Annotated in this window: 11 protein-coding genes; 5 read left to right on the top strand and 6 right to left on the bottom strand. The window is 62.5% G+C overall.

What is annotated here, in order from left to right; all coding sequences use genetic code 11:
* Nucleotide 1 precedes the first annotated feature (1 nt).
* The 5 genes from BPHYT_RS03995 to BPHYT_RS03975 form a co-directional block, all read right to left on the bottom strand.
* Nucleotides 2-2236 (bottom strand): polysaccharide biosynthesis tyrosine autokinase, encoded by a 2235-nt coding sequence (locus BPHYT_RS03995; RefSeq protein ID WP_012431877.1) that lies wholly within the window; start codon nucleotides 2234-2236, stop codon nucleotides 2-4.
* A gap of 49 nt (nucleotides 2237-2285) precedes the next feature.
* Nucleotides 2286-3425, bottom strand: coding sequence for a polysaccharide biosynthesis/export family protein (locus tag BPHYT_RS03990; protein WP_012431876.1), 1140 nt, complete (start codon nucleotides 3423-3425; stop codon nucleotides 2286-2288).
* Between the two features lie 65 nt (nucleotides 3426-3490).
* Nucleotides 3491-4876, bottom strand: a complete 1386-nt coding sequence (locus BPHYT_RS03985; RefSeq protein ID WP_012431875.1) for an undecaprenyl-phosphate glucose phosphotransferase — start codon at nucleotides 4874-4876, stop codon at nucleotides 3491-3493.
* Between the two features lie 53 nt (nucleotides 4877-4929).
* On the bottom strand, nucleotides 4930-6477 hold the full coding sequence (locus BPHYT_RS03980) for a mannose-1-phosphate guanylyltransferase/mannose-6-phosphate isomerase (RefSeq protein ID WP_012431874.1): 1548 nt from the start codon (nucleotides 6475-6477) through the stop codon (nucleotides 4930-4932).
* An 87-nt stretch (nucleotides 6478-6564) separates the two neighbouring features.
* Entirely contained in the window at nucleotides 6565-7548 is a 984-nt protein-coding gene (locus BPHYT_RS03975; RefSeq protein ID WP_012431873.1) for a helix-turn-helix domain-containing protein, read from the bottom strand.
* Nucleotides 7549-8350: 802 nt separating this feature from the next.
* Here BPHYT_RS03975 and BPHYT_RS03970 point away from each other — a divergent pair.
* From BPHYT_RS03970 to BPHYT_RS03960, 4 genes are all read left to right on the top strand, one after another.
* On the top strand, nucleotides 8351-10633 hold the full coding sequence (locus tag BPHYT_RS03970; protein ID WP_012431872.1) for a hypothetical protein: 2283 nt from the start codon (nucleotides 8351-8353) through the stop codon (nucleotides 10631-10633).
* A 113-nt stretch (nucleotides 10634-10746) separates the two neighbouring features.
* Complete coding sequence (locus tag BPHYT_RS38585) at nucleotides 10747-10896, top strand: hypothetical protein (RefSeq protein WP_012431871.1); 150 nt, start codon at nucleotides 10747-10749, stop codon at nucleotides 10894-10896.
* A 45-nt stretch (nucleotides 10897-10941) separates the two neighbouring features.
* Nucleotides 10942-11394 (top strand): GDP-mannose mannosyl hydrolase, encoded by a 453-nt coding sequence (locus BPHYT_RS03965; RefSeq protein WP_041758750.1) that lies wholly within the window; start codon nucleotides 10942-10944, stop codon nucleotides 11392-11394.
* Between the two features lie 134 nt (nucleotides 11395-11528).
* Entirely contained in the window at nucleotides 11529-13919 is a 2391-nt protein-coding gene (locus tag BPHYT_RS03960) for a PIG-L family deacetylase (RefSeq protein ID WP_012431869.1), read from the top strand.
* A 48-nt stretch (nucleotides 13920-13967) separates the two neighbouring features.
* Here the strand turns inward: BPHYT_RS03960 and BPHYT_RS03955 are convergent, their stop codons facing one another.
* Nucleotides 13968-15038, bottom strand: a complete 1071-nt coding sequence (locus BPHYT_RS03955) for a glycosyltransferase family 4 protein (protein ID WP_238535644.1) — start codon at nucleotides 15036-15038, stop codon at nucleotides 13968-13970.
* On the opposite strand from BPHYT_RS03955, the gene BPHYT_RS39030 reads away from it, so the two are divergent.
* Complete coding sequence (locus BPHYT_RS39030) at nucleotides 14961-15128, top strand: hypothetical protein (RefSeq protein ID WP_238535672.1); 168 nt, start codon at nucleotides 14961-14963, stop codon at nucleotides 15126-15128. The two genes, BPHYT_RS03955 and BPHYT_RS39030, sit on opposite strands and share 78 nt — an antisense overlap.
* Nucleotides 15129-15388 lie beyond the last annotated feature (260 nt).

Raw genomic sequence — 15388 nt, 5'->3', positions numbered from 1 at the left:
CTTAACCGGCGATGCTGTCGTAGCCGTAGTAGCCGCCCTGATAGCCCGAGCCGAGGAACGCGCCTTCCTGCGGCACATCGGTCAACAGAACGCCTCGGAGCCCCACGCCGCCATTGCGCAGCCGCTTGGCCGTTTCCATGACTTCGTTGAGCGGATGGCGGCCGTGGCGCACCACCAGCAGCGTCGTGCCCGCGTACTTGCCGATCACCGTCGAGTCGGTCACCGCGAGAACCGGCGGCGTATCGATGATCACCAGGTCGTAATGCGCCTTCAGTTCTTCGAGCATCGTTTCGAAGCGTTTGCTCATCAGCAGTTCGGCCGGATGCGAGGGCAGCGTGCCCTTGGCAAGCACGTCGAGACCCGGCAGCACGTCGCGCTGAATCATCGAGCCCAGATCGCCGCCGCTCAGCACGTCGGACAGACCCGGCTGATGCGCGACACCGAAATGCGAGTGCACGTCGCCGCGCCGCATGTCGCCGTCGATAATCAGCACGCGCTTGTTCGCCGACGCCACCAGCGCCGCCAGATTCACCGACAGGAACGACTTGCCGGAATCGGGCCGCGAGCCGGTGATCATCACCACGTTGTTTTCCGCGTGATCGAGCGAGAGCTGCAACGAGGTGCGCAGATTGCGCACGCCTTCCACGGCGATGTCTTCCGGCGCCTGCTGGGCCAGCACATGCAGCCCGCGACGGCGCAGCATGACGTTTTCCTGCAGCTTCAACTGCGTCTGGCTGCGCGGCACCACCGCGAATACCGGCACGCCGAGCATGCCTTCGAGTTCGTCCGGGCGTTCCACGCCGCCGTACATCGCGCGCTTGAAGAAGGTCAGCAGAATGCCGAGCACGAGGCCGCCGCCGAGCGCGATCAGGATCGCGAGCACGCGCTTCGGCCGCACCGGTTCATCAGGCGCTTCGGCGAAGTCGACCACGCGCACGTTGCCCACCTGCCCCGCCTTCGCCACGCGCAGTTGCTGCGCGCTGTTCAGCAGATTGGTGTACAGCTCGGTGTCGACGTGCACGTCGCGCAGTAAACGCAAAGCGGTCTGCTCCGTGTCCGGCATCACTGCCACACTGCGGTTCATGTTGGCCGCCGCGCCCTGCAATGCGGCGATCTGCGCGTCGAGCGCGGCCACCGCCGGGTGATTCGCCGTGAAGCGTTGCGACATCTCCGCGCGTTGCTGCTGCAGATCCATCAGCTTGGTTTTGTTATCGACGATCTGTTGCAGCAGCAGGCGGCTTTCTTCGCCCAGGTCGACCGTGCCGTGCGTGTTGCGGAACTTGTTGTAGCGTTGCTCGGCGTCGTCTAGTTCCTTGCGCAAGCCCGGCAGTTGCTGATCGAGGAAGGCCAGCATGTGCTCGGCTTCGGTCGAACGGCTCTCCACGTCCTGACGCACGAACTCGCGCGCCATGCTGTTGACGATCGCAGCCGTCAGGCCGGCGTCGCCGCCTTCCAGACTCGCGCGGATCACGCCGGATTGCAGCGTGGTTTCCTGCACCACCAAAGCCTTTTGCAGACGGTCCACGGTGCTCAGTGTCGAGGCGCGCTGCAATTCGAAACGCGAGCCGGCGGGGCCGACCAGCTTATCGACGCGCAGCGTGATCGGGCCGTCGGCGGTATCCGTTTGCACGGTTTCGCCGACTTTCCCCGACAGAATCGCAATACCGTTCTTGTCCCGCAGCACGTACGACCCGTCATTTCCGGAAACCAGCGTGAAGGTCGCGTCGTACATCTCCTTCGACGTATCGAACTGCGACACCGAAATGCTCTCGTCGCCCCATGCATAGCCGGACAGGTTGATGAACTGCGGCAACTTGAAGCCCCATTGCCCGTTCACCAACCCCGCGATCATTCCGCCGATAACCGGAAAATAGCGCGGCGTAGCCGTGATATCGAGGTGCAGCTTCTTGACGGTCTCTTCCGTGACGAGCCGCGACTTCAGCAACTCGATCTCCGCCGCCGTCGAAGGCTTGGTGTCGAACATGCCGGTAAGCGGCGGCAAGGAATCCTTGCCGTTCGCATTGGCGTTCGCCGTCTTGTCCTCTACATGAAACAGAACATCCGCGCGGTACGTCGGCGGCGCGAGGAAAGCGTACGCGCACCCCAGCGCGAGCGCGATCAGCGTCACCACGACGATCGTGCGCCAACCTCGCACGATCGTGCGCAGATAGTCCGACAGGTGAAGCTCGTCCGGACCGGACACGTCGGTGTAACGGTTTTCAAAGTTGATTGCCATTTTCTTCACCCAACAAGGTCCGGAGGTTCGAGTTCACACTGTGCGGTTACTATTTCGCGAGAACGGCACCCGTTACAGCCGCATTGATCGCCGGCAGCAGCAGGTTCAACACACGGTTGAAGCGGACCAGCCCGCCTTGACCGACATACACCACGTCTTTCGGTTGCAGTTCGAACTGATTCGCGAGCACCATCGACACCGGCGAGGTCGCGTCGAGGTGGTACACCTCAGGCGTTTCGCTCGTCGAGTTGCGGATCACGAACAGTTGCCGCGCCGCGGCCGTGTTCGAGTCGAAGCTGCCGCTGTCGGAGATCGCCTGCGAAAGCGTCAACGAACCGTTGCGCATCGGCAGGATGGTCGCCGGCTTGTTGACTTCGCCCATCACGTAGACGCCGCTGTCTTCACGCGATGCCACCCGCAGCACGTCGCCCGGTTGCAGGTAGATGTCCGAAGGATTTTTGCCGCGCTTGATCAGGTCGTCCACGTTCAGCTGATACGGCACGCCGTTGCGCAGCAACACCACGCGGCTGCGATCCGCATTGGCGCTGAGGCCGCCGGCCTGGCCGATCGCGTTCGTCAGCGACATCGGAATGTCGGTGACCGACAGCGCGCCAGGCGTGCGCACTTCGCCGTCGATATAGATCTGCTGCGCGCGGAACGAGGCCACCCGCACCGTCACTTCCGGCTTCTGGTACACCTTGCTCAAACGCTTGTAGAGCTCCTTCTGGATCGACGTGGCGTCCTTGCCGGCCACATGTACCGTGCCGGCATACGGGAACTGCACGTCGCCGTTTTCGTCGATCAGGAAGCCGGGCGCGGCGTCCGACGTCTTCGTGTTCTGCTGCGGCTGACCAAGCGCGGCCGCGAGTTCCGGGTGATCCCACACGGTGATCTGCAGCACGTCGCCAGGGCCAACCTTGTAGGCGGTCGGCTTGCCGAACAGTGCGGTCGTCGCCGGCGGCAGCGTCGAAGCCGTCTGCGCCTGGTTCATCTTGCGCAGCAGCGAAAGATTGATATCCGTAATCGGAATCTGCGTTTGCTGCGACGGCTCAGTACTGTAATCACCACCGGTATCCTGAATGGCGGCCGGTGTGATCATCCGCTGGCCGGGTGCGATCCCGCATCCGGAAAGCAGTGTTGCAGTAGCGAAAACCAGGAGACTTCCCGTGCGTAGACCAAGCGAGCTCATGATGTTCCTCCTTGTGCCACGGCGTTTTTCCTCAAGGGACGAAGCGCGCGGCGTTTTGTTAACAACTAATAAGCGTTTCGATGCACCAGTCCGGCGACTATCGTCGCGCCGATAATCCGCATGTCGAGCGCGAACGACCAATGGCCCAGGTAATACAGGTCATGTTCGACGCGACGTTCCATCTTCTCGATGCGGTCGGTTTCGCCACGAAAACCGTTGATCTGTGCCCACCCCGTGATCCCCGGTTTTATGCGGTAGCGATTGATATAGCCCGCGACCACTTTCTGGTAGAGGTCGTCGTGCTCGAGTGCGTGGGGACGCGGTCCTACGACCGACATGTCGCCACGCAACACGTTAAAGAATTGAGGCAATTCGTCGAGGCTCGTGCGGCGCAAAAAGGCGCCCACTCTCGTGACTCGCGGATCGTTACGCGTAGCTTGCCTGACGGTGCCCTTTTGCTCCGTGTGCAACCGCATAGAACGGAACTTATAGATTGTGAAGACGCGACCGTCGGCGCCTTTGCGTTTCTGCCTGAACAGAACCGGACCGCGCGAGGACAGTTTCACCGCGATCGCGATGACGAGCATGATCGGTGCGAGCGCGATCAAGGCGGTCAGGGCGAACAGGCGGTCGAAGATTTCCTTCTTCAGCATCGAGTTGGCGGACAGCGGCGAAGCCACGAGATTGATCGCCGGCACGCCGAGCAGATCGATCACGCCGCTGCCCTCGAAGAGCGCGAGGCTGCGCACGTCCGGCATGAAGCGGATGTTCACCAGATCGTCGCGGAATTCGCTGACCAGCGAACAGATCAGCGGCTCTTCGGAAAGCGACAGCATCAGCCACAGCTCGTGCACGTCGTTGGTCCGCATATAGTTGGCGAGCGCGTCGACCGTGTCGAACACCTGAACTCCAGGGCTTGCGACCGGCGACACCTGCGGACGCGCGTTGTACACGGCGGTGGCGCGAAAACCGGTGGTCGGCGCGGCGTTGATCCGGCGAATAATCGCGTCGCACTGCGAGCCGCTGCCGACAATCGCGACCTGATGCAGATTCAAACCCGCGCTGCGTGCCCTCGCCAGTACGGCGTGCGTCATCAGGCGGTACGAGATCAGCAGGCCGCCGGTCACCGCCGTCCAGTACGAGAACCACAGACGCGACACGAAGTCGATACGATGCAGCGAATACATCAGCACGAGCGCGCTGACCTGCACCATCAGCCAGGCGAGCGATACCTGGCCGGCCAGCACTGCCTTGGAGCGGCCGCGCCATGATTCGTAGACGCCGAACGCCGGAAAGATGGCCAGTGCGAAGGCCGCGGAGAACATCACGAGCGCCCAATAAAATCCGGACTGAGCGAGGTAATCAAAGCGGATCTGCGACGCCACCGCCGCACCCACCAATACCAATGCAACATCAAAAATTCGCGCGAGCAAATCCTGAAACTTGCGCATTCTGGTCACCTCGTTCTTGCCGTTCTTGTCCGCAGTTGAGTCCGGCGTGCTGTTTAGGAGCAGCGGCCGTAGTTGTCGTTGAACCTCACAATGTCGTCTTCGCCGAGATAGGCGCCTGACTGGATTTCAATGATTTCGAGCGGCACCTTGCCCGGGTTTTCGAGCCGGTGTTTGATGCCGAGCGGGATGTAAGTCGATTCGTTTTCACTCAGCAGAAACTGCTCTTCGCCGCGTGTGACGAGCGCCGTGCCGCGCACGACGACCCAGTGTTCCGCGCGGTGGTGATGCAATTGCAACGACAGTTGCGCGCCCGGCGTCACCACGATGCGCTTGACCTGGAAACGCTCGCCATGGTCGATCGAATCGTAGAAACCCCAAGGACGGCGCACCTTGCGATGCGCGTCGGCCTCCGGCGCGTGCTGCGCCTTGATGCGCGACACCAGCCCCTTCACGTCCTGCACATGCGAGCGGTCGACCACCAGCACGGCATCGGCGGTTTCGACCACCACCACGTTGGTGGTGCCGACACAGGCGACCAGCCGGCCTTCCGAATGCGCATAGCTCGACACCGCGCCTTCGAATGTGACCCGGCCGCGTCCTGCGTTACCGTTGGCGTCCTTCTCCATCGCGGCCCAGACGGCATCCCAGGAACCCAGGTCCGACCAGCCGGCATTCAGTCCGACCACCACTCCTGCCGGCGTCGCCGGCGCCTTATCCGGCGTTTCAGAGCCCGCCGTCTCGGTGAGGCGCTCCATCACCGCGTAGTCGATCGAGTTCGCGGGCGCGCTGAGGAACGCATCGACCAGCGGCCGGAAATACGCACCGTCCAGGCGGCCGCCGGTAAATGCGCGCTCGCAGGCCGAGTGCATGTCCGGTTGCAGACGCTTCAACGTATCGAGCCACACGCTCGCGCGCACGATGAAGATGCCGCTGTTCCACCAATACATGCCTGCCGCGACGTACTTCGCCGCAAGTTCTTCCGCGGGCTTTTCGACGAAACCGTCGATTGCGTGGCCGCCTCCCGCCAGTTCGGTGCCAACGCGGATATAACCAAAACCGGTGTCGGGCCGCGTGGGCGGCACGCCCAGCGTCGCGATCGAACCCTGCTCGGCATAGCGCGCGGCAAGTTCAAGCGCGGCCTGCAAAGCGGGCACGTCGGCGATCGAGTGATCCGCGGGCATGACGACGAGAATCGCGTCGCCACCGTCCGCGCATGCGAGCGACGCCGCCAGCGTCAACGCGGGCGCCGTATCGCGACGCGCCGGCTCCACAATAAGACGAGCGTCGACGCCATTTTCATGAAGTTGTTCTGCGATCACGAAGCGATGTTCTTCACCGCATACGATGATCGGCGAGACATCCACGCTCCATCCGGCCGGAAAGCCGTCCATGCGCCGCGCGGTAGCTTGCAGCAGCGAGTCGGAACCGACGACGTCGATCAGTTGCTTCGGATAGTTCTCCCGCGACACCGGCCACAGCCGCGTGCCCGAGCCGCCCGCCAGAATGACTGGGGCGATGCGCGTGCAACGCGTGCCCGCCGTCGCGGCATCCGCACCGTTCGTGTCGACCGATGCGGCGCCTACAGCTCCCTGAGTCAACATATTCGCATTCCTTACAATTCCCAAAGTTCGACAGAAGTACGGACCGGATGCCGTGTTGTCACACGGCATCCGGCTGGCCCCGTCGCGCTATTCGCCGACTAGTCGGCGACTTTGAATCCGAAATTCGGTCGGCGAAATTCTCATCCGCTTGCGAAACACTTTCGCGAGTCGATCGCCGTTGCCCATGCCGGTACGCCGGGCAATCTTGTCGACCGGCAATTCCGATTCGGTCAACAGGCTGCAAGTCACCGCAAGACGCTCGTGCAACAGAAAACTGGAGGGCGTAATGCCCATTTCCATCTTGAAGCGGCGCAGAAAGTTGCGCTCGCTCATCGCGGCGAACTGCGCCGCGTCGGCAATCGAAATCGCCTGCTGGCAATTCTCTTGCAGCCAGCGAGCTGCCGCGCGCACCTTGTCGCCGGGACTCAGGCCGCCGTCTTCGCCGAGCAGCGGCGCGAGATTCGAGCACGAGTCCGCCAGCAGGCGCTCGGCAACGGTACGCGCCGTGGCGCCGCCGAGATCGCGCTTGATCATGGCGAGCGCGCTTCGCATCGATTCGAGACGGTCGCCCGCATCGGCTGGCTGTTCGGGCTGCCGCGCCGGTGCGGACTGCGCATGCGCATCGCCGACCTCCTGACTGTCGGGCACGTAGGCTGCCTCGAGCAACGCGCGACCTTCCGCGATCGGCCGGATCATGCCGGTGTTGCGGCGCACACGGCGCAGCCACGCAATCAGGCGTTCATCGCTAGCCGCGGCCAGCGCGCCTTTGCCGCCCGCTACATAGAGCGCGTCGAAACCGCCGTAATGCCGCGCGTCGAGTCCGTCTGTCCAGACTCGCAGCGCGGACGACGACGTCACCATGCCGCCGTCGGCAGACAGGAACGAAACGTCGTATAACCAGCCGCCCGAGCCGGACGAGGCCATTTCGTTCGCTGCCTGAAACACCTCGGCGACAACCCCTGCTCCCTGCAGCGAGCAGTCGTTGAACATCAGTATCGCGATGCGACGCATACCCTTGCTCGGAGCGTGCACCCAGCGCAGCATTGCGGACTCGAGACTCGCGCAGGTCATAGTCATCCTCTCACCAGAAAACGGATCTACTTTTCACCTTGGACGGCCACAGAGAGGCCATCCTCTGTGCAGCGCATCATAGTCACCGCCACTCAAGCACTTTGCCGCCATGACCGAAAGCGCAGACATGTTGGCGTATGGACAGGGTGACCAACCAGGGATTTTCGGAACAACCCCGCTACCGCCGTCTTTTCAACGAATTAATTGCCGATTCCGCATAGGAATGAATTTGCATTCTGCGAATGTTAATGCAAATAAAAACGCCATTTCGTACGCCACCGCACACACCACGACTACTCGAAAACGGCGCAGTTACAATTTGTTCCATCCGCCGCTATGCCGATTTAAAGTTATTTTTCCCCATTCTGGTGCCAGAATGAGTTCATTCGGCTTTACATCCGCGTATTCGCCGCGCCCCTTGCCCATCTGGGTTTCTTCTGACGATATATGCGCGGGGATGGCAATAAGTAAAACGAACAACCAATATAAACACTTGAGAGTTCGACAAAATTATTTACTTGGTTGTTATTGGATCTCGGGAATATAAACGTGACGATTAATGTTTCAAACGTGAAACACCGGAATAAGGCAGCTTTAGGCCGCACGGCAATAGACGGGCCAATGGCCGAATGTGCCGAAGGAGCACCGAGCTATTTCCGCCACCGGTTTGCGGAAATACACTATGCGGTTTCCGCAACACATTACTTGAAGAGGTCACACGAGGCGGCTCTGACCTGGTGAACTAGTAGTTGAGCGACGCGTCTCTAACCTTTGGACGGACTGCGAACGACACGGGGAACACATGTCGAATGTACGCGAGCAGCGCGCGCCGCGAAAGCGCGACGGAGCCTTTTCCGGCCGTGGGGGAAGCCCCGGAATTGCCATCGCTTTCGCGGCGACGGCGGTCATTCTGCTTGGCCTCACGGCCGGCCGATGCGCAGCCGCGGATGCTGCGCCGCAAGCGAATGGTGTGAGCAATGGCGAGTTCAGCGCAGACGGCAGGAAGTGGACACCGTGCGCGGCAGAATACGGCACCTGCCGTTTCAACGGCACGCGCGACGTGCTGTACGGCACGCCGCAACAACACGTCGTCAAAACATTCTCGAATAGCGCCGAGTGCAATAACGGTGTTTTCGGCGATCCTGCGCCCGGAGTGGAGAAACGTTGCGCGATGGCGGCGGTGAGCGATGCACCCGCGCCTGTCGCGAAGCAGGACGCAGCGCCGAGCGCCGCAATGCAATCCGCCACACCAATAGACTTGAAGGCGCCACCCGGGCAAGGGCTGCGCTGCTCGTCGCCCTCATCGCAAGTTCCCGCAGCGGCGAATGGCGATCTGCTCGAAGCCGATACGCCCAGCGACGGCACGCGTCTCTTCGCCGTGAACAAATCGTTCGCGCTGGTTTTCGCCACACGACTAACGCAAGCCGATACGCTCAACTGGCAGATACGCGACGCCTGGAATGCCGTGCGCGCCAGCGGACGCTTTCCCGTCGCGGCAGGTGCAACGCTGTCCACGTTGAGCTGCGCGTCGAGCGTGGCGGGCTACTTCGCGGTGTCCGCGTCGCTGGAACGTGCACATGGTCAGCTCGAATCGCGCGGCACGCGCCCCGCCGGCATTGCGACGTTCGGCGTGCTGCCGGATGTGTCCGTTGCATTACCCGCCGTGCGTTTTCCGTACGAAGATCTGCACCGCTTCGGCGGACAGGGCGCGGCTTATCTTGCGCCGAGGCAACACTGCTGCGACGGCGACGGTTATCGGCCGGTCTATACCGCGCTCGGCCTCACATGGGTCAATGACAATCGCAACTGGTATATGGAGGAGCCGAAAAAAGCTGGCACGTTCGAGCCCGCGAGCAAACAGCTCACGCCGTTCTTCCGGCGCGGCGACCTGCTGCGGTTGATTCAGCTCGACGGCATTCCGCAGTGGGCGAGCCCAACCGGGACCGAGACGCACAGCTATGCGCCGACATCGCTCGCGCAAATGAAGGACTACATGGCCAAGGTGGGCGCCGAGTCGAATCGCGTGCGCACGACTTACTTTCCCAAACAGCGCGACAACTACTATCAGGTGACGTGGGAACCGGACGCCGACGGCGGTCTGCCATGGCGCGACACCGACGCGAATTTCATCGCCATGTACAAGGCCGTCTGGGAAGGCATCCATCAGACGGATCCGCATGCGGTGGTCATGGGTCTGACCTATTCGTCGGTGCAGGGCAACGTCATGTGGATGCGCAAGCTCGGTCCGCTAGGAATCGGCCGCTATATGGATGGCATGACGATTCACGGTTATTACGACATCGGCACGACGCCCTCGCATCCGCCCGAGCGTGTCGCGGACACCGGCAATCACGGCACCGTGCCGGGCGCGCTGCCCGCCGCAATGCGCGCGCTGCGCCACGAAATGCGTCTGTACCTGAAGCCCGGCGCACCGCTCTTCGTGACCGAAACCGGCATCAGCTACGACATCGGGCAATCGTATGGCAAGAATTATCCGGGCGCGAATGTGCTGTATGCACAAGCTGCCGTGACGGCGCGCACGCATCTGATTCTGCTAGGTGAAGGCGCCGACATGACCTACGTGTTCTATCTCGCGGATATGCCGGACGCCGCGCCCGGCTACGGGATTTTCTTCGAGCTCGATAACCCGAAAGGCGCCTACGGTCCGGCCCGCATCAGCCCGAAACCCGCAGCGCTTGCGGTGGCGGCGATGACGCGCATCGTCGACGGCACCGACACGCTCGGCCCGCTCAAGGATCTGCCCAAAGGCGTCTACGCCTACGCGTTTCGCCGGCTCGGCGGCGGCAAGATCGTGACAGCGCTATGGACGCACGACAACGACAAGTGGAACGCCAAAAGCGGCTTCGACGCGAGCCGCAGCGTGGACTATCGTCTGCGGGTCGACTCGCCGGGAACGACCGGCGAAGTCACGGCGTTCGACATGATGGGCAACGCGACGAGCTTGCCGTACCGCGACGGCGTGGCTAACCTGAAACTCTCGCCCGCGCCGGTCTATGTCGTCTCCGGCAACGCGGACGTCTTCAAGGACACGGTCACCACGCCCGAGGGTTACGTGGCGCATTAGCGGCGCGATGTGCCGATACTTCGGCGTGATGGGACAGCCTCTGCGGCGACTGGCGCACATAGTATGCAAGCGGGGGCACGTTAGCATGCCTATCAACACGCTGGAGCCGAGACATGAACGGCCTTGCATGGATGACGCTGATACTGGCCGCGATGATCGGCGCGTTTTTCTTCGCGACGATCGGCGCGATTGTGCTCGCGCTTTTTCTGACGAGCGTCTCGGGCCGGCTCACGCGACACGACGATCACCATCGCGACTATTAGTCGATGGCGCGCGCAACCAGCGCGAGAACTGCGGGAGATGACATGCTGCTGACCGAGATCGATTTCCTGGACGTGGTTCGCCTCACGCCTCTGGTTGCGTTCGATCTGATCGTCAGCGACACGCAAGGGCGCGTGCTGGTCGGCCGCCGCCGCAACCGCCCTGCGCGCGGCACCTGGTTCGTTCCAGGCGGCCGCATCCACAAAGACGAAACACTCGACGCCGCGTTTGCCCGCATCGCCGACGCCGAGCTGGGCATCGCGAAACTGGCGCGCTCGACGGCAAGCTTTGAAGGCGTGTTCGAACATCACTACAGCGACAACTTCGCGGGCGAGCCGGACGTGTCGACGCACTACATCGTGCTCGCTTATTCGCTCACGCTTACGGGCACCGCGCCGCTTGGACGGCCCGAGCAGCACAGCGAATATGTGTGGCTTGCGCCTTCGGACCTGCTCGCGCGCGAGGATGTTCACGACAACACCAAAGCCTACTTCCGCTAACGGAGCAGCAAGCCGCCGCATGAGGCTGAACCCGCGCCGCCGGATCGCAATTTGCCGCTGACTGTGAGTTCGGCAACGTGCCGGCCAAGGCCGCTACAGTATGATTCGAGCTTACCGTCAGAGCTCGAATCACTATGCGATTATCGGCAAGCCCGCTCGTTCGCGATTCATTCTTTGCTTTTTTCGCGGTTCTCTTCTTCGCCTTCCTGCCGGGCGCGGCGCGCGCGGCCGAGTGCGGTCCCGGCACATTGGTCACGGTGGTCGCCCATCTCGACGACGATCTGCTTTTCGTCGATCCGGCCATTAGCGAGCGTCTCGACGCGGGCTGGTGCATTACCACGGTGCATCTGATCGGCGGCGCCAACGGTGCGGACTTCGCTTACGTGCAAACCCGCGAGCGGGCCTCGCGGCTCGCTTACGCGCGCATGGCCGGCGTGCCCGACGAGTGGCTTGAATCCAACGTCACGATTGCCGGCAAGCTCGTGCATCAGATGGTGCTGAAGGCCAGGCCGCAAGTGCGACTGCTCGAACTTCGCCTGCCCGGCGGCGCCGTGCGCGGCGGCCGCGTGCCGCTCGGCCTGCTGTGGGAACAACACGCCACGATTTCCACGTATCCGATGAACGCGGACGGCTCCGTGCGCGTGAAATACGATCGTGACTCCTTGTCGGCCACGTTAAAAGCGATGCTCGCGCCAGCGACGCTGATCTACACGCTCAATCCGGACACCGTGCCGTTTATCGAGCATCCCGATCATATCTATTCGGCGCGTATTACCCGCCACGTCGCGCAGACGCTCGGCAAAGGCGTGCCGATCGTCTACCACGTCACCTATCCGACCGGCGGCTGGCCCGGCAATCTTCCCGCAGCCGAAGTGCAGCGCAAGCGCGACATCGTCGCCAGTTATTTTTCGATCGACGGCAGCGAGTCGTCCCATGTATTCGGCGAGTTTCAATGGGACGGTAACTGGATTTCGCGACGCTACGCGTTTGCCGATCGCGCCGATCGCCGCGTGCCGGATTTCGTGTCTCATACAATTCAGCTGTTCAACGCGGCAGCGAGCCGCTGCCTGACGTCCGCGGGACCGGGACGCGCGCCGACGCTCGCCGCCTGCACGGACTCGTCCACGCAGCAATGGCGATGGGATCCGCTGACCGTGTATCCCGGCAATACGCGCAACGCCGCGCTCGTGAGCGTCGCGACCTCGCAATGTATCGCCGAGCGCGACGGATACCTGGTCGCGGAAACCTGCGATCAATGGGACGTGGCGCAAAGCTGGACGCCGTGGGACTTCGGCCTCGTCTATACGCCGCTGCGGCATTGCCTCGGCGAAAACGACGGCAAGCTGACCATGCGCGGCTGTACCGCGCTCACCACGCGCTACCGCTGGGCCACCACGCAGCACACACAGGCGAACGACCTGAGGCTCGCCACGGCGATGGTCGGCGATATTGCCGGCTCGGGCGAGCAATCCGCGGTGTATGTCCAGCGGCAACACGACGGGCCGGGATTCAACGTGTATGCCGCTTCCCTCGCCAAAGCTTCGGCACCCGCGCTGTGGTACGCGAGCGCCGTTCCGTTCGATCCTCAGGCTATCGCACCGAGTTGCGCCGGCGACAAACTGTGCTTCGACAGCGTGCGCTTCCTCCTCGGCGATTTCGACGGCGACGGCGAGGCGGATCTGATGATCATCGCGGCACGCCAGGGCGGCACCGCGTTCTGGTTGCTTCGCAGTACCGGCGAGTCGTTCGAGGCGCCACGCCTCTGGCTGCAGACGAGCAACGCGTTCCGGCCGGAACTGACGCAGCAATATGTGGCGGCGAACTTCACCGGAACGGGACGGGCCAGCGTGCTGATCGCGCAGAAGCGAGCCGACAGCGGGCTCGATCTATGGATGGCGTCTTCGCAAGGACCGGGCGCCTCGACGGGATCGGCGCCGGTGCTCTGGGCGCAGGCCAGGAATCTGCCGCAGAACGTCAATCTGCTGGCACGCGAAACGGCGGGCTCGCGCGCCTCTCTGATCGCGGTGGACGGCGCTAACGGACGCCTCGCGCTCACGCCGATCGCCAACGAGGGCACACGCATGAGCATCGGCGAACGCAACGTCTTGCCGGCGAGTTTTGCGCCTGACTTCGTGAAAGTGACAATGGGCGCCGTGCATGGCCGCGACAGCAATACGCTGATTCTGCTGACGCCGCATCTGGACGAATCGAGCGAAGAAGCCATGATCGACGTCGCCACGCTCGACCTCAGCGGCGCGGCGAGCGCGCCGGCCCAGGCGGCGACCTTGCATGGCATGTCGTGGTCGGATGTGTTTCCGGAATTCGTGCGCGACAAACAGGGGGCGGCACTCGTGCTGTTTCGTCGGACCGACGCGACCCTCGGCGATTTCTATTTCACCGGCGGCGCGCCGGCAATCACGCGCTATCCATCCGGAAACGGCCTGGCGCTGGGCGAAGCTCAGGAACTCGGCAAATTACCGGGGCTCTTCTCGGAAACCGTGCGAATCGACCGGCTCGCGCAGTAACCGCAGTAACCGCAGTAACGTTCAGCAAGCCGGCCGGTCCGATCGACGTCAGGCCGAAACCTGCAGCGGGTGAACGAACTTCTGCGCGATCGTCATGTAACGATCCGCGGTGTCGTGCAGCGTGTAGCCGGCCAGTTGCCGGTTCGCGCGCGGCGTGTCGAGCGCGTGCAACAGCGCGCGACCGTAGGCTTCGGCGTCGGTCGTGTCGACCAGACTGACGCCGGCAAACGCGCTCGCAAAACCGAACGAGGGAATCCGGCTCGCCACGACTGGAATACCCGACGCAAGCGCCTCGAGAAAACCAATGCTCTGTGCTTCGAAACGCGACGGCATCGCGAAGACCCGCGAGGCGCGCAGAATCGCGGCGACGTCGGAACGCGGCCCGCCCACCGTCACCCTGTTTTCCAGGCCGAGTTGACGAACCAGCGACAGCACCGCCCTGTGATAGTCGAGATCTTCGACCACGCCGCAGAACAGCAGGCGCGCCTCCGGTTCCGATTGCAGCACGCGCTCGAATGCGCGAATCGTGTCCAGCTGGCTCTTGCCTTCGATATAGCGGCCGAGCTGGACGATCTGCTTCGGGTGCACGCCGATGTCCGGCGCGACGGCGTCGTTGGCTTGTGAGAACAACTGCGCATCCACGCCATTCGGAATCACAACCATGGCGGGATGCCGGCCAATCTCCCGAAGGTAGTCGTCGATATTCTGCTGCGACACGCCGATGATGGCTCTCGCCCGCCGTGAGAGCAGGCGTTCGGCCCGCTTGAGCGCGCCGTTCTCGAAATCGTTGACGCCGGAATGCATGACCCACGCAATCGGCGTATGGACCGGCAGAAGGCGCACATACAGCGCGGCAAGCGTGGCATGAGCGACGATGAAATCGGGCCGGAATCGCCGCACCACGCGATACAGGTGCAGCAGCTTTCCCACCCTGCCGTAGCGAACCTCGGGAAACAGACACGTGACGCCGGCTGCCTGAAGTTCTGCATGAATGGCGGCGAAATCCTCCTGCTCTGGAAGCAGCGATGTCATGCAGACTTCATGGCCACCGCGCTGATGATGGATGGCCAATCCTTTTACGAGTACTTCTGCGCCGGACAAACGCGGCGCATGAACCAGTTGAAGAATCCTCACGATTTATCTCTCTGGATAACCGCCCTTTTTGCGCAGCGGAGGGATGCCGCCCCCGTTATGGCAGACGCAAAGTAACGTCGGCATCCAACATCGTGGTTGGCGCGTTCCGCTTTGCAGAGCGCGTCAATGTCTTCGTAAAACAGCGACAGTTCCGCTGCGAAGTCCATGTCGCGAAGAAACGTTACACCCAAGGTTCAGCACTTTTACGCCAACCCCAAGAGCTTTTCGGCTGACCAATGAGCGCTAGCGCCCATTTCTCAGTCGATTGACCGCGCCCGATAGTTAGGCATCCGTTTCAAATTATTGCGGCCCCAATTCGCTCTGGCGGGAAAACA

The sequence above is a fragment of the Paraburkholderia phytofirmans PsJN genome, from assembly GCF_000020125.1.
Lineage (GTDB): Bacteria > Pseudomonadota > Gammaproteobacteria > Burkholderiales > Burkholderiaceae > Paraburkholderia > Paraburkholderia phytofirmans.
The sequence above is the reverse complement of the archived record's forward strand: the minus strand, read 5'-3'. Positions and strand labels throughout refer to the sequence as shown.

Bases quoted from the DNA above. Each gene is read 5' to 3' on its own strand.
- BPHYT_RS03995 (WP_012431877.1), bottom strand. From the start codon at position 2,236: ATGGCAATCAACTTTGAAAACCGTTACACCGACGTGTCCGGTCCGGAC.
- BPHYT_RS39030 (WP_238535672.1), top strand. From the start codon at position 14,961: ATGGCCACCGCGCTGATGATGGATGGCCAATCCTTTTACGAGTACTTC.
- BPHYT_RS03980 (WP_012431874.1), bottom strand. From the start codon at position 6,477: ATGTTGACTCAGGGAGCTGTAGGCGCCGCATCGGTCGACACGAACGGT.
- BPHYT_RS03985 (WP_012431875.1), bottom strand. From the start codon at position 4,876: ATGCGCAAGTTTCAGGATTTGCTCGCGCGAATTTTTGATGTTGCATTG.
- BPHYT_RS03990 (WP_012431876.1), bottom strand. From the start codon at position 3,425: ATGAGCTCGCTTGGTCTACGCACGGGAAGTCTCCTGGTTTTCGCTACT.
- BPHYT_RS03970 (WP_012431872.1), top strand. From the start codon at position 8,351: ATGTCGAATGTACGCGAGCAGCGCGCGCCGCGAAAGCGCGACGGAGCC.
- BPHYT_RS38585 (WP_012431871.1), top strand. From the start codon at position 10,747: ATGAACGGCCTTGCATGGATGACGCTGATACTGGCCGCGATGATCGGC.
- BPHYT_RS03975 (WP_012431873.1), bottom strand. From the start codon at position 7,548: ATGACCTGCGCGAGTCTCGAGTCCGCAATGCTGCGCTGGGTGCACGCT.
- BPHYT_RS03960 (WP_012431869.1), top strand. From the start codon at position 11,529: ATGCGATTATCGGCAAGCCCGCTCGTTCGCGATTCATTCTTTGCTTTT.